This window comes from Nocardioides soli (genome assembly GCF_014191495.1).
In the GTDB taxonomy this organism is placed as follows: domain Bacteria; phylum Actinomycetota; class Actinomycetes; order Propionibacteriales; family Nocardioidaceae; genus Nocardioides; species Nocardioides soli.
Map to the genome: position 1 here is coordinate 294,782 of NZ_JACHWR010000001.1, position 19,460 is coordinate 314,241.

Below are 19,460 nucleotides of genomic sequence, written 5' to 3' on the forward strand. Positions count from 1 at the left end.
GACGGTCAGCCCAGCAGCGCGCGCACCGCGGCTCGGGCCGACTGCGGGTCGTCGGCCGACAGCGCGGCCTCCGCGGCGTCCTCGCACTGCTGCGAGGTGACCGTCGACAGGCGGGCGCCCACGGGACGGACGGCGGCGGCCGCCATCGACAGGGAGCCGACGCCCATGCCGACCAGCACGCAGGCGAGCAGCGGGTCGGCCGCGGCCTCGCCGCACACCCCCACCGGCTTGCGGGCGTGCAAACCGGCGTCGGCGGTGATCGCGACGAACTGGAGCACCGCCGGCTGCCACGGGTCGGTGAGGTAGGCGAGGTCGGCGGCGCTGCGGTCGGCGGCCATGGCGTACTGCGCCAGGTCGTTGGTGCCGATCGAGAGGAAGTCGACGACCTGGAGCATCCGGTGCGCGAGCAGCGCCGCGCTCGGCACCTCGACCATGATCCCGGCCTTCAGCCCGCGCCGGTGCACCCGGGCCGCGAAGCCCTCGGCCTCGGCGACGGTCGCGACCATCGGCGCCATCACCCACGCCTCTCCCCCGGTCGCGGCGGCGGCCGCCGCGATCGCGTCGAGCTGCCGGTCGAGCAGGCCGGGGTCGTCGGAGCTCAGCCGCAGCCCCCGGACGCCGAGCGCCGGATTGTGCTCGCCGCCGGGGCCGGCGTACGCCAACGGCTTGTCCGAGCCGGCGTCGAGGGTGCGCAGCACGACGTGCCGGCCGGGGAACGCCGCGAGCACCTCGCCGTACGCCGCGGCCTGCTCGGCGACCGTCGGCTCGGTCTCGCGACCGAGGAAGCCGAGCTCGGTGCGCAGCAGCCCCACGCCCTCGACGGGAGCCCGGGCCGCGGCGCGAGCGGAGGCGCCGTCGGCGACGTTGGCGAGGATCTCCACCGGGTGCCCGTCGGCGGTGCGGCCCGGGCCGCTCCATCCGGCGACGGCGGCGCGCCGGGCGGCGTCGGCGGCGGCCCGGGCCCGCGCGGCCTGGCCGTCGGGGGCGACCTGCACGGTGCCGGCGGCGCCGTCGACGAGCAGCGGGGTGCCGTCGGCGACCGCCGCCACCCCGGCGACGCCGACCACGCAGGGGATCGCGAGCTGGCGGGCGACGATCGCGGTGTGGCTGGTCGGTCCACCGCGACGCAGCACCAGAGCCGTCACTCGCTTCGCGTCGAGGCCGGCCGCGTCGGCGGGCGCCAGGTCGTCGACCACCAGCACGGAGGGCCCGTCCGGGAGGTCGAGGCCGGGCTCGGGGACGCCGAGCAGCCGGGCGACCAGCCGCCGCTCGACGTCGCGCAGGTCGCTCACCCGCTCGGCCATCGACCCGCCCAGGTCGGCGAGCACGGCGACGAAGCGGTCCACGCCGGCTTGCACGGCCGCGACCGGGTCGGCACCGGCGCGGATGTCGAGCGCCACGGCATGGCGCAGGCCCGGGTCGCGGGCCAGCCCCGCGCTCGCGGTGAGCACGGCCGCCGCGTCCCCCGACGCCGCCCGCGCGCGACGCAGGTAGCCGTCGGCGACCTCCCGCGCTGCGAGGTCGTACGCCGCGAGCGAGGCCTCGGCGTCGGCGTGGTGTGGGCCGTCGTGCGGCTCGGCGGCCCGGGGCCCGGCGGGCACGACGTACGCCGGTCCGTAGCCGACGCCCGGCACGACCGGGGTTCCACCCAGCACCGTCACAGGCGCACTCTGTCAGACTGGCCGGCGATGCCCAGCAAGACCGTCGCAGTCGGCTCCCGGGTGGGCCTGCACCTGCGGCCCGCGCAGCTGATCGCCGAGGCCGCCGCCGCGCTCGACGCCGAGGTGCGGATCGGCCGGCCCGGCGCGGAGCCGGTCGACGCCCGCTCCTCGCTGCTGATCATGACGCTCGGCGCCGGCCCGGGCACCGAGGTCGAGGTGTCGAGCGACGACCCGGCCGCGCTCGACGCGATCGTCGCCCTGGTCGAGCGGGACCTCGACGCCTAGACCTGCCCGCGCAGGGCGAGATAGACCGCTCGCATCCCGACGGCCCGCTCGAGCTCGCGGGTGACGCCGCCGAAGAACTGCGCGCGGTAGGCCTCGTCGGTCACCGTCGACACCATCAGGTAGAGCCCGGAGAACGCCGACAGGAACACCGACACCTGCACGAGCGCGCGAGAGGCGGTGAACTCCGGATCGGTCTGCCAGGCGCTGGTCACCGGTCCGGTCATGATGATCGACCCGAAGACCATCAGGAACGCGAACACGGTCAGCGACAGCAGCAGCACCTGGACGGTCTGCACGACGAGCAGCACGAGGATCAGGTTCCAGCGCTCGTAGCCGGTCACCTCGGCGTACGCCGCGGGGTCGGCCGCCGGGTCGCCGACCAGCTCACGGCACGGCTCCTCGAGCGGGGTGCCGCGGCAGGCCCGCACCAGCAGCGCGTCGTCGACGGCGTCGTCGGCGCGGTCGACCTCGTCGGGCAGCCGCACCAGCAGGAAGCCGATCGCCAGCGCCGAGAAGAGCGCGACCACCAGCCACAGCGACGCGACGGTGAGGTTGGCCGCGACCTGCCATACCTCGGTGTTGATGAAGAGGAATGTGATCGCGAGCAGCAGCAGCGGCAGCGCCCGCGTGGTCATCGGCAGCACGAAGCGCAGGCTGCCGAAGGTCCGGCCCAGGCCCCAGGCGACGATCTGGCGGGCGTGCAGCGCGGTCAGGGCATACCAGAGCACCGCCAGCGCGCCGAGCGCCACCAGCGTCGCCGGCGCCGCGCTGAACTCGCCCGAGACCCACGCGATCACGCCGCCCGCCCCGGCCGAGAGCAGGGCGACCAGGACCACCAGCGGGACCGTGCGCCTGAGCCGGAGCGCGTTGCGCACGTCGGCCCGGCGCTCGGGCACGAAGTAGGAGAGACCGTGCTGGAGGAACCACGCGTCGGTGGCTGCGAGCGTCTCCTCCCGCGAGGTCACGCGAGTAGCTCGCGGGCCCGGTCGACGTCGGCGGTCATCTGCTCGATCAGGGACTCGACGGACTCGAACGCCACCATGCCGCGCAGCCGATCCACGAAGCTGACCTCGACCTCGACGCCGTAGAGCTCGAGGTCGGTGCGGTCCAGCACGTAGCTCTCGACCCGCCGGTCGCGCACCCCGTCGAAGGTCGGGTTGGTGCCGACGCTGATCGCGGCCGGGAACACCTCGCCGGTGTCGAGGCGGCGCAGCCGGCCCGCGTAGACACCGTCCGGGGGTACGGCGGTCATCGCCGGCGCGGGCACGTTGGCGGTGGGGAACCCCAGCTCGCGACCGCGCTGGTCGCCGCGGATCACCACGCCACGCACGGCGTACGGCCGCCCGAGCGCCTCGGCTGCCCCCGCGACGTCGCCGGCGGCCAGGCTCATCCGGACGTACGTCGACGACCACACCTGCGGCCCGCCGTCGAGCGGGATGCCCTCGACCGTGAAGCCGTGCCGCTCCCCCGCCTCGTGCAGCGTCGCGACGTCGCCGGACGCGCGGTTGCCGAAGCGGAAGTTGGCGCCGACGACGACCGCCGCGGCCCGCAGGGACTGCACGAGCACCCGCTGGATGAACTCCTCCGGCGACCAGCCGGCGACGCCGCGGTCGAAGGGCAGGGCCAGCACGTCGTCGGCGCCCGCCTCGCCGAGCAGCTCGGCGCGGACCTCGACGGTCGTGAGGGTGGTCGGAGCGTGCTCGGGGCGCAGCACCGCCATCGGGTGCGGGTCGAAGGTGACCGCGACCACGCGCAGCGACCGGTCCCGGGCGATCTGTCGCGCGCGGGCCAGCACGTGCCGGTGCCCGAGGTGCACCCCGTCGAAGTTGCCGATGACCACGGCGGTCGGTCCGAGGTCGGCCGGGACCTCACCGAGAGAGCGCCAGATCTGCACGGCGAGAACACTATCGGGGCTCACCCGGTGAACACCGCGACGGGCCGGGCCCGACCGTCCTTCGGCTCGTAGAGCGCGAGGAACTCCCCGTCCGGCGCGAACACCGCCGAGAGCCCCGCCAGGTCGACGTCGATCGCCCGGCCGACCCGCACGTCGCCCGCCTGGCGCTCGTCGAGGTCGACCGACACGAACGCCGCGCGGGCGGCGGCCGCGATCGGCATCATCGCGAACTCGTCGCCGAGCTCGTCGAGCGTGCGGGCGTCGGCGAGCGCGTAGGGGCCGACGGCGGTACGCCGCAGCGACGTCAGGTGCCCCCCGACGCCCAGCCGGGCGCCGAGGTCGCGGGCGATGGCGCGGATGTAGGTGCCGCTGGAGCAGCGGACCGAGACGTCCAGCTCGTCGCCCCGCACCGCGTGCACCACCAGCTCGTGCACGGTGACCGGCCGCGCCTTCAGCTCGACCTGCTCGCCGTCGCGCGCCCGCTGGTAGGCCCGCTTGCCGTCGACCTTGATCGCCGAGACGGTGGTCGGCACCTGCAGCAGGTCGCCGACGAACTCCGCCGCGGCCGCCCGCACCTGCACCTCGTCGAGGCCGTCGGTCGCGACGGTCGCGGTGACCTCCCCCTCGGCGTCGTCGGTGCTCGTCGCCACGCCGAGCCGGATCGTCGCGTCGTACGCCTTCTCGGTCAGCATCAGGTGCCCGAGCAGCCGGGTCGCCCGGTTGACGCCGAGGACCAGCACCCCGGTCGCCATCGGGTCGAGCGTGCCGGCGTGGCCGACCTTCCGGGTGCCGGCGAGCCGCCGCACCCGCGAGACGACGTCGTGCGACGTCATGCCTCCGGCCTTGTCGACGACGACCAGCCCGGACTCACTCATCGTCGAGTTCGTCGTCCTCGGCCTCGCGGGGTGGTTCCTGAGGAGCCGAGGTACGAGGCGTCTCGAAGGGCTTCTTGTAGGGGTCGGCCTCGCCGGCGTACGCCGTGCCGCGCGCCGCCGCCACGGCCTCGTCCTGCTGCCTGGCCCGGGCCAGCACCTCGTCAAGGTGCCGAGCGGACTCGGGCAGGGCGTCGGCCACGAACGTCAGCGACGGCGCGTGCCGCATGCCCAGCTGCTTCGCGACCTCGGAGCGCAGCAGCCCCTTGGCCGACTCGAGCGCGGCGGCCGTAGCGGCGAGCGCCGCCTCGTCGTCCCCGGTGGAGTCCAGGACGGTGTAGAAGATCGTGGCCTGCTGCGAGTCGCCGGTCAGGCGGACGTCGGTGATGGTCACGAAGCCGAGGCGCGGGTCCTTGATCCGGCGCTCCAGCATCTCCGCGACGATGACCTGGATCCGATCGGCGATCTTGCGGACGCGAGGGCTGCTCATGATTCCTACTCTCTCAAACGTCGAGTCGGCGCCAGTTTCCCGCCGTAACGCACCGAGCCGGCGCCAGTTTCCGCGCAGGGCGGGGAAACTGGCGCCGACTCGGCCGGGTCAGCTGCGGGGGATCTCCCGCATCTCGAAGGCCTCGACAATGTCGCCTTCCTTGATGTCCTGGAAGTTGCGCAGCACGAGACCGCACTCGAAGCCCTCGCGGACCTCGGACGCGTCATCCTTCTCGCGCTTGAGCGACTGCAGGTCGAGGTTGTCGGCCACGACGGAGCCGTCGCGGATGACGCGGACCTTGGCGTTGCGCCGGATCACGCCGCTGGTGACCATGCAACCGGCGATGTTGCCGATCTTGGACGAGCGGAAGATCGCGCGGATCTCCGCCTGGCCCAGGGTCGACTCCTCGTACTCCGGCTTGAGCATGCCCTTGAGCGCGGCCTCGATCTCCTCGATGGCCTGGTAGATGACGGTGTAGTACCGGATCTCCACGCCCTCGCGGTCGGCCAGCTCCGTCGCCTTGCCCTGCGGGCGGACGTTGAAGCCGATGATGATCGCGTCGGAGGCGGCGGCCAGGTCGACGTTGGTCTCGGTGATCGCACCGACACCACGGTCGATGACCCGCAGGCTGACCTCGTCGCCGACGTCGATCTTCGCCAGCGCGTCCTCGAGCGCCTCGACCGAACCGGACACGTCGCCCTTGAGGATGAGGTTGAGCTCCTGGCTCTCGCCCTTCTCCATGGAGGCCATGAAGTCCTCGAGCGTACGACGCACGCGGCGCTTGGCCTGCATGGCCGCCCGCTCGCGGGCCTCACGCTTCTCGGCGATCTGGCGCGCCATCCGGTCGTCCTCGACGACGATGAAGTTCTGGCCCGCGCCGGGGACGGCGCTCAGACCCAGGACCATCGCCGGGCGGGACGGGCCGGCCTCGGTGAGCTCGTTGCCGTACTCGTCGAGCATCGCGCGGACCCGGCCGTGGGCCGGACCGGCGACGATCGAGTCGCCGACGTGCAGCGTGCCGCGCTGGACCAGGACGGTCGCGACCGGGCCGCGACCGCGGTCCAGGTGCGCCTCGATGACCAGACCCTGCGCGTCCCGGTCGGGGTTCGCGGACAGGTCCAGCGACGCGTCGGCCGTCAGCACGACCGCCTCGAGCAGCTTGTCGAGGTTGAGCTCGGACTTGGCCGAGACGTCGACGAACATCGTGTCGCCGCCGTACTCCTCGGGCACCAGGCCGTACTCGGTCAGCTGGCCGCGGACCTTGGTCGGGTCGGCCTCGGGCTTGTCGATCTTGTTGACCGCGACCACGATCGGGACCCCGGCCGCCTTGGCGTGGTTGAGCGCCTCGACGGTCTGCGGCATCACGCCGTCGTCGGCGGCGACCACGAGGATCGCGATGTCCGACGACTGCGAGCCACGGGCACGCATGGCGGTGAACGCCTCGTGACCCGGGGTGTCGATGAAGGTGATGCGGCGGTCCTCGCCGTCGACCTCGGTGTGCACCTGGTAAGCACCGATGTGCTGGGTGATGCCACCGGCCTCGCCCGAGGCGACGTTGGCGCTGCGGAGCGCGTCGAGCAGGCGGGTCTTTCCGTGGTCGACGTGGCCCATGACGGTGACGACCGGCGGACGCGCCTCGGCGGCCTCCTCGTCGTCCTCGTCGTCGCCGAACTCGATGTCGAAGGACTCGAGCAGCTCGCGGTCCTCGTCCTCCGGGGACACGACCTGGACGACGTAGTTGAGCTCCTCACCGAGCAGCTCGAGGGTCTCGTCGTTGACCGACTCGGTCGCGGTGACCATCTCGCCGAGGCTGAACAGCATCTGCACCAGCGACGCGGCGTCGACGTTGATCTTCTCCGCGAAGTCGGTCAGCGAGGCGCCCCGCGGCAGGCGGACGGTCTCGCCGTTGCCCTTGCGGACGCGCACGCCGCCGATCGTCGGGGCCTCCATGGCCTCGAACTCCTGGCGACGCGCCCGCTTCGACTTGCGACCGCGCCGCGAGGGACCGCCCGGGCGACCGAAGGCACCCTGGGTCTGGCCGCGCTGACCGGGACGACCGCCACCGGGACGACCGCCGCTGGGGCCGAAGCCACCGGGACGACCCGGCGCGCCGGCACCGGCACCGGGACGACCGGGGGCGCCACCGCGACCCGGCGCGCCACCGCGGCCGGGGGCACCGGGGCGACCGGGACCGCCGGCACGGGCACCCGGGCCCTGGCCGAACGCGGCCGGGGACTTGGGCATCATCGCCGGGTTGGGACGCGGCATGCCCGGACGGCCGCCGGGTGCCGGCGGGCGCGGCGGCCGGTTGTCGCCGCCACCGGTCGTCGGAGCCGGGCGCTCGCCCGGCGCCGGACGGCGGCCCATGCCCTGGCTGGACGCGAACGGGTTGTTGCCCGGACGCGGCGCACCGGGGCGGCCGACCGGACGCGGCGCCGGTGCCTTGGGCGCGGGGGCCTTCGGGGACGGCGCGGCGTCGGCGGCCGGCGCCTCGGGCTCAGGCTCGGGCTCGGGCGGCGGGGCCGGGGGCTCCTCGGCCTTCGGGCCGGGGCGGGGGCCGGGCTTGGGGGCGGCCTTCTTCGCCGGGGCCGCCTCGGCCTCGCCGCGCTCCTCGACGGGCGCAGCGGGTGCCGCCGCGGCGGCGGGAGCCTCGGCGGCCGGGGTCTCCACGACCGGGGCCTCGGCGGCCTTCTTGGCCGGGGCCTTCTTCGCGGCCGGCTTGGCCGGTGCCGCGTCGGCGGGAGCCGCGGCCTGCTCGGCCTTCAGCTTGTCGCCGTACTCCTTGCGGAACCGCATCTCAGCGGGAAGTTCGACCGTGGAGCTCGCCGACTTGACGAACTCCCCCATCTCCTTGAACTTCTCGAGAACGAACTTGCTCTCGACTCCGAACTCCTTGGCGAGTTCGTGAACTCGGGTCTTAGCCACGCTTCTCCTTCTGGCCTCGAACCCGAGTTCCCGCAGATCGGCTGGGGGGAGATCGAGACCGTTAGTGGGTGTGCACGCTCATCGCGAAGTACTCATCGAGTGCTCATGAGCAGGTGCTCCAGTTTCTGTCGGACGGTCAGGTTGGTTCTGCGCGCGAGTCGAGGTACTCGCCCAGCGGTGCGGTGGCCAGCCCCGCCCCGCCTCGCCCCTGGTCTCCCAGGAAGCGAAGGGCCCGGGCGAACGCTCGCCGCCGCACCGCGAGCTCGTAGCACTCGGGGGTGGGGTGGAGGTGCGCTCCCCGCCCGGGTGCGGTGCCCTGCGGATCGGGCACGACGGCCGGGTGGCCGTGCGCATCCGAGCCGACGGTCACCCGCAGCAACTCGCTCTTCGTGGCCCGCTCCCGGCACCCCACACACGTCCGAACCGGGCCCCCGGGTTCAGCGGAGGGGGCCGGGAGATCCGGGCATGCTGCAGAGAAGTGTTCACGCGCCACTGACGACAACCCTACCCCCACGAGCCCCTCGATTTCGAACTGGGGCGACCTACGCCGAGTCGGCGCCAGATTTCACGCGGGCCCTGCGGGCGAGCGGAAATCTGGCGCCGACTCGGCTGCTATCGACATCGGCAGCGCCTCGTCAGCCGCCGCTACGCGTCGGCTGCCTCGTCGCTGCGGATGTCGATGCGCCAGCCGGTGAGGCGGGCGGCGAGGCGGGCGTTCTGGCCCTCCTTGCCAATCGCCAGCGAGAGCTGGAAGTCGGGCACCACGACCCGCGCGGAGCGGGCCTCGGCGTCGATCACCTCGACCGAGGTGACCCGGGCGGGCGAGAGCGCGTTGGCGACCAACTGGGCCGGCTCGTCGGACCAGTCGACGATGTCGATCTTCTCGCCGTGCAGCTCCGACATCACGTTGCGCACCCGCGAGCCCATCGGCCCGATGCAGGCGCCCTTGGCGTTGACGCCGGGGGCGGTCGAGCGCACCGCGATCTTGGTGCGGTGGCCGGCCTCGCGGGCGATCGCCGCGATCTCGACGGTGCCGTCGGCGATCTCGGGGACCTCGAGTGCGAACAGCTTCTTCACCAGGTTCGGGTGCGAGCGGGACAGGGTGACCTGCGGCCCACGCATGCCCTTGCGCACCGACACGACCAGGCACTTGATGCGGGTGCCGTGGTCGTAACGCTCGCCCGGGACCCGCTCGCCGACCGGCAGCAGCGCCTCGAGCTTGCCGAGGTCGACCATCACGTCGTCCGGGTTGCGGCCCTGCTGGATGATCCCCGAGATGACGTCGCCCTCGCGGCCGGAGAACTCACCGAACCGGATGTCGTCCTCGGCGTCGCGCAGCCGCTGCAGCATGATCTGCTTGGCGGTCGTCGCGGCGATCCGGCCGAAGCCCTCGGGGGTGTCGTCGTACTCCCCGACCACGTTGCCCTCGTCGTCGAGCTCGCTGGCGAGCACGGTGACGTGCCCGGACTTGCGGTCCAGGTCGACGCGGGCCCGCTCCTGCGCGCCCGGGGTCTTGTGGTACGCCGTGAGCAGTGCCTGCTCGATGGCCTCCACCAGCACGTCGAACGAGATCTCCTTCTCCCGCTCGAGCATGCGCAGGATGCTCATGTCGATGTCCATCAGGCCTCCTCGCCCCCGTCACCCTCGTCGCCGCGGCGGTTGAACTCCACTTGCACCAGCGCCTTCTTCACCTCGGCGTACGCGACCTGCTGCCGCGCGCCGTCGACCTCGAGCGTGGCGGCGTCGTCGGTCGACTCGAGGATCCGCCCGGTGACGGTGCTCCCGTCGGCGCCGGTCACCTTGACCAGGCGGCCGGCGTTGCGCCGCCAGTGGCGCGGGAGCGTGAGCGGGCGGTCGACACCGCGCGAGGTGACCTCGAGCGTGTAGGGGTGCTCCCCCATCACGTCGGACTCGTCGAGCACCCGGTTGACCTCGCGGGTGGCCTCGGCGACCTCGTCGAGGGTCACCCCGCCGTCCTTGTCGACGGCGACCCGCAGGATCCGGCGCTTACCGGCCGGAGTGATCTCGACGGCCTCGATGTCGAGGCCCAGGGCACGCAGGGGGTCGTCGAGCTCGGCCTCGATCCGCTCCCTGGTGGCGTCCTGGTTGGCGCTGCTCACGGGTGGGCGACCTCCTTGTGCTGTTGTTGATCGTCAACCATAGCCGCTCCGGGGCACGGCGGCGGCACGGCGGCATCACGACGGCATCACGGCGGCCAGAGGGGTTAGGGTCGGCGCCGTGCCCGCAGCGTCCCGCCTCTCCCGCCGCGCCGCGCTGGCCGTCGGCGCGGGCGGTCTGCTCGGGGTCTCCGGCTGCGGTCAGGACGCCCCGGCACCACTGCGCCCCGCCGCCGGGGGAGACCCCGACGAGGCCCTCGTCGACGAGGTGGTCGCCCGGATCACGGCGACCGCCGCGAAGTCCGGACGGGTGCCGCAGCTGACCGCGATGCACGCCGCGCACCTGGCCGCGCTCGAGGCCGAGGCGCCGGTCGCCGCGGCCGCCTCGCGCCGGCAGCTGCGCCGGGCCGAGCGCGACCTGCAGGAGTTCTTGGAGGACGCCGCGGTGCGCGCCGAGAGCGGCCCGCTCGCCCGGCTGCTGGCGTCGATGTCGGCGTCGGTCTCCCAGCACCTCGCCGCACTGCCGTCGGAGGCGACGTGAGCGACGTCGACGCCCTCCAGACCACGCTCGCTGCGGAGCATGCCGCCGTCTACGTCTTCGGCGTGCTCGGCGGGCGCACCTCGCGCAGCGCGATGCCGGTCCTCTACGCCGCGGTCTCGGCGGCGTACGCCGCGCACCGGGGGCGACGGGATCAGCTGACCGGCTGGCTCGTCGACGCGGGCGCCGAGCCGGTCGCGGCCGAGCCGGCGTACGTCGTGCCGGCGGACCTCGAGCGCGCCGAGCGGATCGCGCGGGTGGCGCGGGAGACGGAGCGGGCGTGCGCCACGACGTACGCCTGGCTGGTCGCGAACGCCGTCGACGAGACGCGGCGCTGGGCGATCCGGGCGCTGAACGAGACAGCGGTCCGCGAACTCGCCTTCCGGGGAACTCCCGAGATGTTCCCCGGAGCCGGCGAGCACGCGGACCGCTGAGGCCTGGACTGGCCCGCGAGCGAGGCACCGCCGGGATGTGGGGGGACTGGCGGCTCCTCGCTCTTGCAAAAGCATGCAACAGAGCGCCCCGAAGGCGCGATAGCCCGCCAACCTCACGTTTGTGCATTGCACAAACGTGCAGATCCCGTCCGGGCGCGGCCACGCCCGGACGGAACTCCGCGCGGTCGGCCCGTGCCGCTCAGGCCTTGACGAGGCGGACCAGGTGGTCGACCACGTGGTCCGCGGCGACGTCCTCACGGGCACCGGTGGCGCGGTCCTTGACCTCGATGGTGCCGTCGGCGAGGCCCTTCCCGACGATCACGATCGTCGGGACGCCGATCAGCTCGGCGTCCTTGAACTTCACGCCGGGGCTGACCTTCGGGCGGTCGTCGTACAGCACCTCGACGCCGCGCGAGGCGAGCTCGTGGGCGATCCGCTCGGCGGCCGCGTAGACCTGCTCGTCCCTGCCGGTGGCCACCAGGTGCACGTCGGCGGGCGCGACCTCCCGCGGCCACGACAGCCCGAGGTCGTCGAGGGTCCCCTCGGCGATCGCGGCCACCGCACGCGAGGGTCCGATGCCGTAGGAGCCCATCGTGACCGTGACCAGCTTGCCGGACTCGTCGAGCACCTTGAGATCGAGCGCGTCGGCGTACTTGCGGCCGAGCTGGAAGATGTGGCCCATCTCGATGCCGCGGGCGGTCTCGAGGGTGCCGCCGGCGCCCCCCTCGACCCCACAGACGGGGCACGGGTCGCCGTCGCGCACCTCGGCGGCCTCGATCGTGCCGTCGGGGGTGAAGTCGCGGCCGACGACCAGGTCGAGGACGTGGCTGCCGTCGACGTTCGCCCCGGTCACCCAGCTGGTGCCCGCGACCACGCGGGGGTCGACCAGGTAGCGGATGCCCGACTCGCCCTTCTCCCCCAGCGCCCCGGGGCCGATGTAGCCCTTGACCAGGCTCGGGTGACTCTTGAACTCCGTTTCGTCGAACGGCTCGACCTCGATCGGCTCCAGCTGGCCCTCGAGGCGCTTCTGGTCGACCTCGCGGTCGCCGGGAACGCCGATCGCGATCGGCTCGCGGGTACCGTCCGGGTGCTTGAGGACGATCAGGACGTTCTTCAGCGTGTCGCCGGCGGTCCACGGGCGGTCGGCGCGCGGGAACGCGTCGTTGAGGTGGTCGACCAGGGTCTGGATGGTCGGCGTGTCGGGCGTCTGCTCCGCGTGGGCGGCGGGCAGGCCGTCGTACGGCACCGGCCGCGGCGGCGCCACCTGCACGGCCTCGACGTTCGCGGCGTAGTCGCACTTCGTGCAGCGGACGTAGGTGTCCTCGCCGACCTCGGCCCGGGCCAGGAACTCCTCGGACTTCGACCCACCCATGGCGCCGGAGGTCGCCTTGACGATGACGTACTCGAAGCCGAGCCGGTCGAAGATCCGGATGTAGGCGTCGCGGTGCTTCTGGTAGCTCGCGTCGAGGCCCGCGTCGTCGATGTCGAACGAGTAGGAGTCCTTCATCACGAACTCGCGGCCGCGCAGCAGGCCGGCCCGCGGCCGCGCCTCGTCGCGGTACTTGGTCTGGATCTGGTAGATGACCAGCGGCAGGTCCTTGTAGGAGCTGTAGAGGTCCTTGACCACGAGGGTGAACATCTCCTCGTGGGTCGGGCCCAGCAGGTAGTCGGCGCCCTTGCGGTCGTGGAGGCGGAAGATGTTGTCGCCGTACTCCGTCCACCGGTTGGTCGCCTCGTAGGGCTCGCGCGGCAGCAGCGCGGGGAAGCTGAGCTCCTGGCCGCCGATGGAGTCCATCTCCTCGCGGATGATGTTCTCGATGCGGCGCAGCACCTTCAGCCCCAGCGGCAGCCAGGTGTAGATGCCGGGCGCCGCACGGCGGATGTAGCCGGCGCGGACGAGCAGCCGGTGCGACGGCACCTCGGCGTCCGCCGGGTCCTCCCGCAGGGTCCGCACGAACAGGCTCGACATCCGCATGATCATGGCGAGAAGGCTACTTGTGGGGGTCCACGGGCAGCGAACCAGTAAGGCCGGTGCCCCGGGGCCGGCTCAGAACATCACGGTCGCGAAGCGCGCGGTCTCGCGGAAGCCGACCTTCTCGTAGACGGCGCGCGCCGGGGAGTTCCACTCGTTGACGTAGAGCGAGACCACCGGCGCGATCTCGCGGCGGACCAGCTCGACGACGGCCGCCATGCCGGCGGTCGCCAGTCCACGGCCGCGGAACTCGGGCGGCACGAAGACGCCCTGGACCTGCGCGGCGTACGGCGTCGCGCAGGCGACCTCGGCCTTGAACACCAGCCGGCCGGAGTCGTCGAAGCGGGCGTAGGACCAGCCGCGGCTCACCAGCTGCGCGACCCGGGCCCGGTAGAGCTCGGTGCCGCCGCCCCACTCCGGGGAGACGCCCACCTCCTCGGTGTACATGGCGACGCAGGCCGGGTAGAGCTGCTCCATGTCGGACTTGGTGGTCCGCCGGACGTACGGGTCGATCGGCGCGTGCGGCGGCGTCGAGATCTCGAGGTGCGGCTGGTCCCACCGGGCCTCCCGGGGCCGGCCCCAGCTGCTGGCGACGCCGTTCCAGAACGCCCGGACCGGCTCCTGCGGACCGACGATCGTCGACACCGTGCGGCCGCGGGCGAGGGCGCGCTCGGCGAACGCCGCGGCGTCGTCGGCGGTGGCGCAGATCGGCACCAGGTTGGCGCCGACGTGGCAGGCCGCGGTGAGCTCGCCCGCGACGAACCGGCCCCACATCTCGCCGCCGAGCCAGCGCGGCTCGAGGTTCGTGGTGGTCGCGCGGTAGTCGGCGAAGACGTTCACGACCGGCTCGCGGCGGGCGAGCGCCAGGAAGGCGTCCAGATCGGGGGCACCGAGCGGCCGGACGCCGTGGCGGGTCGTGAGCACGGCGGCAGCCTAGTACCCAGACCGGGAACGCCCGGAGCGATGCCGAGCGAGCACGACGAAGCCCACGACCACGAGGACCGCTGCCGCGACCAGGAGCACCAGCGGCAGCAGCAGGGACATCACGAGACCGTGACGCTGGCCGAGGCGCCGTCGACCGACTCCATGCCCTCGGCGATCCGCATCGCCTCTTCGATGAGGGTCTCCACGATCTGCGACTCGGGCACGGTCTTGATGACCTCGCCCTTGACGAAGATCTGCCCCTTGCCGTTGCCGGAGGCGACGCCGAGGTCGGCCTCACGGGCCTCGCCAGGGCCGTTGACGACGCAGCCCATGACCGCGACCCGCAGCGGGACCTCCATGCCCTCCAGGCCGGCGGTCACCTCGTCGGCGAGCTTGTAGACGTCGACCTGGGCGCGTCCGCAGGACGGGCACGAGACGATCTCGAGCCGACGGGGCCGCAGGTTCAGCGACTCCAGGATCTGGAGCCCGACCTTGACCTCCTCGACCGGCGGCGCGGACAGCGAGACGCGGATGGTGTCGCCGATGCCCCGCGAGAGCAGCGCCCCGAACGCCGTCGCCGACTTGATCGTGCCCTGGAACGCCGGGCCGGCCTCGGTCACCCCGAGGTGCAGCGGCCAGTCCCCGCGCTCGGCCAGCATCTCGTAGGCGCGCACCATCACGACCGGGTCGTTGTGCTTCACCGAGATCTTGAAGTCGTGGAAGTCGTGCTCCTCGAAGAGGCTCGCCTCCCACACCGCCGACTCGACGAGTGCCTCCGGCGTGGCCTTGCCGTACTTCTCGAGCAGCCGCTTGTCGAGCGAACCGGCGTTGACGCCGATCCGGATCGACGTACCGCGGTCCTTCGCGGCGCGGGCGATCTCCTTGACCTGGTCGTCGAACCTCTTGATATTGCCGGGGTTGACGCGGACGGCCGCGCAGCCGGCGTCGATCGCGGCGAAGACGTACTTCGGCTGGAAGTGGATGTCGGCGATGACCGGGATCTGCGAGTGCTGGGCGATCTCCGGGAGCGCCTCGGCGTCGTCCTGGCTCGGGCAGGCCACCCGCACGATGTCGCAGCCGGACGCCGTGAGCTCCGCGATCTGCTGGAGGGTCCGGTTGACGTCGGCGGTGACGGTCGTGGTCATCGACTGCACGGAGATCGGGTGGTCACTGCCGACGCCGACCTTGCCCACCTGGATCTGGCGGGTCTTGCGGCGGGGCGCGAGCACCGGCGGCGGCGCCGCGGGCATGCCCAGGCTGATCTCGGTCATGGTCCCGATCCTAGGTCCCGGTCAGGACGCGATCCGAACGGGGACGACCAGGTCCCCGACGATCAGCACCGCACCCATGACCAGCAGCACGCTGGCCACGCAGTAGGCGATCGGCAACAGCCGCGCGACATCGACGTACCCGGGATCGGGGCGGCCGCGCAGCCGGGCCATCCCGCGGCGGATCGCCTCCCAGAGCGCGCCCGCGATGTGGCCGCCGTCGAGCGGCAGCAGCGGGATGAAGTTGAACATGCCGATGAAGAAGTTGAAGCCCGCGATCAGCATCAGCAGGAAGACGGCCTTCTCCTTGACCGGGAACGCCTCCTCCGACACGGTCTCGCCCGCGATCCGGCCGCCCCCGACGATGCTCACGGGGCCGTTGGGGTCGCGCTCCTGGATGCCGACGATCGCCTCGGCGACGTCCCACACCTTCACCGGGAGGGTGCCGAGGGCGACGACCGTGTCCTTGGTCATCCGGCCCATCTGGTCGACGGTGTAGATCGGCCCGCCCGTGTTGAGGCCGCCCAGCGTCGGGCTCACCCCGAGGAAGCCGACCTGGGTGAGGTCGGCATCGGTGGTCGACGTGGGTCGGGCGGTCACGGTCGTGTTCGTGCTGAGCGTGAGCTGCCGACCGTCGCGCTCGACCACGATCGTGGCGGCGCCGTCGTCGTTGGCGCGGATCTCCTTCTGGAGCGCCTCCCAGCTCGTGAACGGCACACCGTTGAACGACACGATCCGGTCGCCGACCTCGATCCCGGCGGCCTTCGCCGGCGCGACCGGATCGGTCGGACTGCAGGCGCGGTCACCCTCCGAGGCGGGCAGCACGCAGTCGACCACCGTGCTGACGACCGGACTGTAGGGCTTGGGATCGCTCAGGTTGCCGTACGTCGCGAAGACCCCGGCGAAGATGAAGAAGGCGATCAGGATGTTCACCGTGGGCCCGCCGGCCATCACGATGACCTTCTTCCACCACGCCATCTTGTAGAAGAGCCGGTCGGAGTCCTCCGGCCGGATCGTCTCCCACTCGGCCGCCCGCGCGTCCGAGATCAGCTGGGTGAACATGCCGGTGTTGGACTTGCGCACGCGCACGACCTGGTTGCCCTGGGCGTCGACCGTGACGTCGTCGGCGAGTTCCACCGCACCGGGCGGCAGCATCCCGACGATCTTGACGAAGCCGCCGAGCGGGATCGCCTTCACGCCGTACTCGGTCTCCCCGACCTGCTTGCTCCAGACGGTGGGCCCGAAGCCGATGAAGTACTGGGTGACCTTCCCGCCGAACTTCTTGGCCGGGATCATGTGGCCGAGCTCGTGGAGGGCGATCGAGGCCATGATGGCGGTCGCGAAGATCACCACCCCGAGCAGGTAGAACAGAGCGCTCACTGCCCATCCTCACTCATGTACGGCCTCACTCATGTCCGGCCCTCGATCAGCTGGCGGGCCGCGTCGCGGGCCCAGGCGTCGGCAGCGAGGACGTCCTCGATGCCCACCTCAGAGGGTACGACGTGCCGGCTGAGAACTTCCTGAACCGTGGGGACGATCCCGGTGAATCCGAGCCGACCGGACCGGAAGGCGTCGACGCACTCCTCGTTGGCCGCGTTGTAGACGGCCGGGGCGGTGCCGCCGCGCTCCCCCGCCTGCCGCGCCAGCGCGACCGCCGGGAACGCCTCGTCGTCGAGCGGGAAGAACTCCCACGTCTCCGGCCTCGTCCAGTCGACCGGCGGCGCCGTGTCGGGCACCCGGTCGGGCCAGGCCAGGCCGAGCGCGATCGGGATCAGCATCGTCGGCGGACTCGCCTGCACCAGCGTCGAGCCGTCGACGAACTCGACCATCGAGTGCACGACGCTGGTCGGGTGCACGACGACCTCGATGCGGTCGAACGGGATCCCGAAGAGCAGGTGCGCCTCGATGACCTCCAGGCCCTTGTTGACCAGCGTCGCGGAGTTGATCGTGACGACCGGACCCATGTCCCACGTCGGGTGCGCCAGCGCCTGCGCGGGAGTGACGTCGGCGAGCTCCGCACGGGAGCGCCCGCGGAACGGCCCGCCGCTGGCGGTCAGCACCAGCCGGCGTACCTCGTCGGGCGAGCCCCCGCGCAGGCACTGGGCGAGCGCGCTGTGCTCGGAGTCGACGGGCACGAGCTGGCCGGGCCTGGCGCGGTCGAGCACCAGCGGGCCGCCCACGATCAGCGACTCCTTGTTGGCGAGCGCGAGGGTGTTGCCGGCGTCGAGGGCGGCCAGGGTCGGCCGCAGCCCGACCGCGCCGGTGATGCCGTTGAGGACGACATCGCACTCCAGCGACGCGGCCGCGACGCTCGCGTCCTCCCCCAGCCCGGAGTACGCCGGCGCGAACTCCGCCACCTGCCGCTCGAACAGCTCGGGCTGCGAGCCGCCGGCCGTGAGCGCCACGACCCGGAACCGGTCCGGGTTGGCGCGCACGATCTCGAGGGCCTGGGTGCCGATGGAGCCGGTGCTGCCGAGGATCACGACGTCTCTCACCGGTCCAGTCTCGCCCACTAGTGTCGGTGCATGAGCATCGCGCAGGAACGCCGACTCGTCACCGCCATCCCCGGCCCGGGCTCACTCGAGCGGCTGGAGCGCAAGAAGGCGCTCGTCGCCGACGGCGTCGGCACCACGCTGCCGGTCTTCGTCGCCGAGGCCGGCGGCGGAGTGCTCGTCGACGTCGACGGCAACCACCTGATCGACCTCGGCTCCGGCATCGCGGTCACCACGGTCGGCAACGCCGCGCCCGGGGTGGTCCGACGCGTGCAGGAGCAGGTCGCGGCGTTCACGCACACCTGCTTCATGATCACGCCCTACGACGGCTACGTCGACGTGTGCGCCGCGCTGGCGGAGCTGACGCCCGGCGTCCACGCCAAGAAGTCCGCGCTGTTCAACTCCGGCGCCGAGGCCGTCGAGAACGCCGTGAAGATCGCGCGGGTCGCGACCGGCCGCGACGCCGTGGCCGTCTTCGACCACGCCTACCACGGCCGCACCAACCTCACGATGGCGATGACCGCGAAGAACATGCCGTACAAGAACGGCTTCGGCCCGTTCGCCAGCGAGGTCTACCGGGCGCCGATGTCCTATCCCCTGCGCGACGGGCTCTCCGGCGAGGAGGCCGCGGCCCGCGCGATCGACGTGCTCGACAAGCAGGTCGGCGCGGCCAACCTCGCCTGCGTGGTGATCGAGCCGATCCAGGGCGAGGGCGGCTTCGTCGTGCCGGCGCCGGGGTTCCTCCCCGCGCTCGCCGCCTGGTCGCAGGAGCACGGCATCGTCTTCATCGCCGACGAGATCCAGTCGGGCTTCTGCCGCACCGGCGACTGGTTCGCCTGCGACCACGAAGGCGTGGTGCCCGACCTCGTCACGACCGCGAAGGGCATCGCCGGCGGCCTCCCTCTCGCCGGCGTCACCGGCCGCGCCGAGCTGATGGACGCCGTCCACGTCGGCGGCCTCGGCGGCACGTACGGCGGCAACCCGATCGCCTGCGCGGCGGCGCTCGGCGCGATCGAGGAGATGCGCACCCACGACCTCGTCTCCCGGGCCCGCGAGATCGAGGCGCTCATGGAGACCCGGCTCGGCGCGCTGCGCGCCGAGCACGACGTGATCGCCGACGTGCGCGGTCGCGGCGCGATGATGGCGATCGAGCTGTGCCGGCCCGGCACCACCGAGCCCGACCCGGCACGGATCGCGGCCGTCGCGGCGTACTGCCACCGGCACGGCGTCGTCACGCTCACCTGCGGCACCTGGGGCAACGTCTTCCGGTTCCTGCCGCCGCTCTCCATCGGCGACGCGCTCCTCACGGAGGGCTTCGACGTCGTCGCGGAGGCATTCGCCGCGACCCGGTGACGCCGACCCGCCCGGGCCCGGCCGGCTGATGGGGCCGGAGGGTGCGGGGGCGGAAAGAGGAAGTCACCTGGAACGCGGTCGGTGCACCGCGCGGCGGATCAGCCAGGCGCCCGCCCCCGCATCTTCCAGAGCGTCCGGACCGGCCGCGGCGTTACATCGCGGCGTACGGTCGCACTCGGATCGACCGGCCCGCGCCTGTCGATCCCGGGCCGCCCCGCCCGTCATCACGACGACC

At 72.7% G+C, this 19,460-nt stretch carries 18 protein-coding genes; 4 read left to right on the forward strand and 14 right to left on the reverse strand.

The window, feature by feature from the left end; translation table 11 throughout:
* Positions 1-5 precede the first annotated feature (5 nt).
* Positions 6-1,661 (reverse strand): putative PEP-binding protein, encoded by a 1,656-nt coding sequence (locus FHU40_RS01415; RefSeq protein ID WP_183590512.1) that lies wholly within the window; start codon positions 1,659-1,661, stop codon positions 6-8.
* A gap of 27 nt (positions 1,662-1,688) precedes the next feature.
* Here FHU40_RS01415 and FHU40_RS01420 point away from each other — a divergent pair, with 27 nt between their 5' ends.
* A complete protein-coding gene (locus tag FHU40_RS01420; RefSeq protein WP_183590513.1) occupies positions 1,689-1,946 on the forward strand; it encodes an HPr family phosphocarrier protein in 258 nt (85 codons plus the stop codon).
* Here FHU40_RS01420 and FHU40_RS01425 read toward each other — a convergent pair.
* From FHU40_RS01425 to rimP, 8 genes are all read right to left on the reverse strand, one after another.
* The gene (locus FHU40_RS01425) at positions 1,943-2,911 is read right to left on the reverse strand and encodes a hypothetical protein (protein WP_183590514.1); all 969 of its coding nucleotides are present in this window, start codon (positions 2,909-2,911) and stop codon (positions 1,943-1,945) included. The two genes, FHU40_RS01420 and FHU40_RS01425, sit on opposite strands and share 4 nt — an antisense overlap.
* Positions 2,908-3,840 carry a bifunctional riboflavin kinase/FAD synthetase gene (locus FHU40_RS01430; protein WP_183590515.1) on the reverse strand — a complete coding sequence of 311 codons (933 nt, stop codon included), beginning with the start codon at positions 3,838-3,840 and terminating at the stop codon, positions 2,908-2,910. Before FHU40_RS01430 ends, FHU40_RS01425 begins: the two co-directional genes overlap by 4 nt.
* A 20-nt stretch (positions 3,841-3,860) precedes the next feature.
* Positions 3,861-4,715 (reverse strand): tRNA pseudouridine(55) synthase TruB, encoded by an 855-nt coding sequence (gene truB / locus FHU40_RS01435; RefSeq protein WP_183590516.1) that lies wholly within the window; start codon positions 4,713-4,715, stop codon positions 3,861-3,863.
* Positions 4,708-5,202, reverse strand: coding sequence for a 30S ribosome-binding factor RbfA (rbfA, locus tag FHU40_RS01440; protein ID WP_183590517.1), 495 nt, complete (start codon positions 5,200-5,202; stop codon positions 4,708-4,710). The genes truB and rbfA overlap by 8 nt, the downstream gene beginning before the upstream one ends.
* Before the next feature lie 108 nt (positions 5,203-5,310).
* On the reverse strand, positions 5,311-8,127 hold the full coding sequence (infB, locus tag FHU40_RS01445) for a translation initiation factor IF-2 (protein WP_183590518.1): 2,817 nt from the start codon (positions 8,125-8,127) through the stop codon (positions 5,311-5,313).
* A 136-nt stretch (positions 8,128-8,263) separates the two neighbouring features.
* Positions 8,264-8,641, reverse strand: a complete 378-nt coding sequence (locus tag FHU40_RS01450) for a YlxR family protein (protein WP_343057663.1) — start codon at positions 8,639-8,641, stop codon at positions 8,264-8,266.
* Between the two features lie 131 nt (positions 8,642-8,772).
* Positions 8,773-9,747, reverse strand: a complete 975-nt coding sequence (gene nusA, locus FHU40_RS01455; protein WP_183590520.1) for a transcription termination factor NusA — start codon at positions 9,745-9,747, stop codon at positions 8,773-8,775.
* A complete protein-coding gene (gene rimP / locus FHU40_RS01460; protein ID WP_183590521.1) occupies positions 9,747-10,247 on the reverse strand; it encodes a ribosome maturation factor RimP in 501 nt (166 codons plus the stop codon). Before rimP ends, nusA begins: the two co-directional genes overlap by 1 nt.
* A 118-nt stretch (positions 10,248-10,365) precedes the next feature.
* On the opposite strand from rimP, the gene FHU40_RS29275 reads away from it, so the two are divergent.
* Together FHU40_RS29275 and FHU40_RS29280 are read left to right on the forward strand one after the other, a co-directional pair.
* A complete protein-coding gene (locus FHU40_RS29275; protein ID WP_183590522.1) occupies positions 10,366-10,785 on the forward strand; it encodes a hypothetical protein in 420 nt (139 codons plus the stop codon).
* The gene (locus FHU40_RS29280) at positions 10,782-11,216 is read left to right on the forward strand and encodes a ferritin-like domain-containing protein (RefSeq protein ID WP_183590523.1); all 435 of its coding nucleotides are present in this window, start codon (positions 10,782-10,784) and stop codon (positions 11,214-11,216) included. The genes FHU40_RS29275 and FHU40_RS29280 overlap by 4 nt, the downstream gene beginning before the upstream one ends.
* A 199-nt stretch (positions 11,217-11,415) precedes the next feature.
* Here the strand turns inward: FHU40_RS29280 and FHU40_RS01475 are convergent, their stop codons facing one another.
* From FHU40_RS01475 to FHU40_RS01495, 5 genes are all read right to left on the reverse strand, one after another.
* Complete coding sequence (locus FHU40_RS01475) at positions 11,416-13,197, reverse strand: proline--tRNA ligase (protein ID WP_183590524.1); 1,782 nt, start codon at positions 13,195-13,197, stop codon at positions 11,416-11,418.
* Positions 13,198-13,263: 66 nt separating this feature from the next.
* Positions 13,264-14,112, reverse strand: coding sequence for a GNAT family N-acetyltransferase (locus FHU40_RS01480; protein WP_183590525.1), 849 nt, complete (start codon positions 14,110-14,112; stop codon positions 13,264-13,266).
* A gap of 119 nt (positions 14,113-14,231) precedes the next feature.
* Positions 14,232-15,383: a flavodoxin-dependent (E)-4-hydroxy-3-methylbut-2-enyl-diphosphate synthase gene (gene ispG, locus FHU40_RS01485; protein ID WP_183590526.1), complete on the reverse strand. Its 1,152-nt coding sequence runs from the start codon at positions 15,381-15,383 to the stop codon at positions 14,232-14,234.
* 21 nt (positions 15,384-15,404) lie between these two features.
* On the reverse strand, positions 15,405-16,760 hold the full coding sequence (locus FHU40_RS01490; protein ID WP_286674371.1) for a M50 family metallopeptidase: 1,356 nt from the start codon (positions 16,758-16,760) through the stop codon (positions 15,405-15,407).
* Between the two features lie 29 nt (positions 16,761-16,789).
* Positions 16,790-17,875: a 1-deoxy-D-xylulose-5-phosphate reductoisomerase gene (locus tag FHU40_RS01495; protein WP_183590527.1), complete on the reverse strand. Its 1,086-nt coding sequence runs from the start codon at positions 17,873-17,875 to the stop codon at positions 16,790-16,792.
* Between the two features lie 30 nt (positions 17,876-17,905).
* Between FHU40_RS01495 and gabT the strand changes: the two genes are divergently transcribed.
* Positions 17,906-19,225, forward strand: coding sequence for a 4-aminobutyrate--2-oxoglutarate transaminase (gene gabT, locus FHU40_RS01500; protein ID WP_183590528.1), 1,320 nt, complete (start codon positions 17,906-17,908; stop codon positions 19,223-19,225).
* The last annotated feature ends 235 nt before the right edge of the window (positions 19,226-19,460 follow it).

Coding starts and splice junctions, on each gene's coding strand:
- truB (WP_183590516.1), bottom strand. CDS start 4,715: ATGAGTGAGTCCGGGCTGGTCGTCGTCGACAAGGCCGGAGGCATGACG.
- rbfA (WP_183590517.1), bottom strand. CDS start 5,202: ATGAGCAGCCCTCGCGTCCGCAAGATCGCCGATCGGATCCAGGTCATC.
- ispG (WP_183590526.1), bottom strand. CDS start 15,383: ATGACCGAGATCAGCCTGGGCATGCCCGCGGCGCCGCCGCCGGTGCTC.
- FHU40_RS01420 (WP_183590513.1), top strand. CDS start 1,689: ATGCCCAGCAAGACCGTCGCAGTCGGCTCCCGGGTGGGCCTGCACCTG.
- gabT (WP_183590528.1), top strand. CDS start 17,906: ATGAGCATCGCGCAGGAACGCCGACTCGTCACCGCCATCCCCGGCCCG.
- FHU40_RS01475 (WP_183590524.1), bottom strand. CDS start 13,197: ATGATCATGCGGATGTCGAGCCTGTTCGTGCGGACCCTGCGGGAGGAC.
- nusA (WP_183590520.1), bottom strand. CDS start 9,747: ATGGACATCGACATGAGCATCCTGCGCATGCTCGAGCGGGAGAAGGAG.